Source organism: Vibrio sp. 10N.261.52.A1, assembly GCF_002876325.1.
GTDB classification, from domain to species: Bacteria; Pseudomonadota; Gammaproteobacteria; order Enterobacterales; family Vibrionaceae; genus Vibrio; species Vibrio chagasii.
Map to the genome: position 1 here is coordinate 1 of NZ_MCYD01000281.1, position 951 is coordinate 951.

At 42.4% G+C, this 951-nt stretch carries 1 protein-coding gene; it reads right to left on the minus strand.

The window, feature by feature from the left end; translation table 11 throughout:
* Positions 1-31 precede the first annotated feature (31 nt).
* The coding region (locus BCT81_RS03545; protein WP_157938841.1) for an IS3 family transposase at positions 32-951 on the minus strand (920 nt) is incomplete at its 5' end.

Here is a 951-nt window from a genome sequence, read left to right on the forward strand (position 1 = left end):
TGAAGTGACCCCGTAAAGTTGGACATTTCTGTTAAGCGGCTTTCAAGGCCTGAGTTCGATATTCTATCGGAGTCAGGCCTTTTAGTTTCACTTTTATACGTTTGGTATTGTAGTACTCGATGTATTCTTTAATTTGCTCTATCAGAGCATCTGCATCTTCAAAGCTTTGGTTGTGATACATCTCTGTTTTGAGTAAAGCAAAAAAGTTTTCAGCAACCGCATTATCCAAGCAGTTACCTTTTCTCGACATGCTTTGTGTTAACCCACTCTCCGCTACCTTTTTTTGATACTGTCGATGGCGATATTGCCAACCTTGATCGCTATGTATAATTGGCTTTGAGTTGGGTTTCAGCTTTGATATGGCTTCCGTCAGCATATCCGTGACAAGCGGCAAGCAGGCATTTTTGGCCACTCTATAAGCAACCACCTCCTGAGTAAACAAGTCGACAACGGGAGACAAGTATACTTTCTGCTCTTTTACTTTGAACTCCGTGACATCAGTTACCCATTTTTCATCGGGTTGAGTCGCACTAAAATCTCTTTCAAGCACGTTGGGAGCTACTGTTCCAGACTCTCCTCGATATGAACGATACTTTTTAATCCTGACCGTCGATTTAAGGTTGAGCTGAGCCATAAGCCTTTGAACCGTTTTGTGATTAAGCATGAACCCCTGATTTTTTAGTTCCAAGTGAATACGGCGGTAGCCATATCGACCCTTATGTTCATGATAAATTGACTTTATCAACCGCAGCTCACGTTCGTAGCTATTTGGGCGCTTGCTCGTTTGAGCCTGATAATAAAAGACACTTTTTGCCAGCTGTAGAGTGTGCAGTAAGTGCTTTAGTGGGTACTTGCCTTTAAGAGTTAGAGCTATGACCGCTTTTTCTTTGTTCGACGGTTTTTTTCCTGCTCCAACTCTTCCAACTTTTTTAGAACGGCATTCTCGGTTCG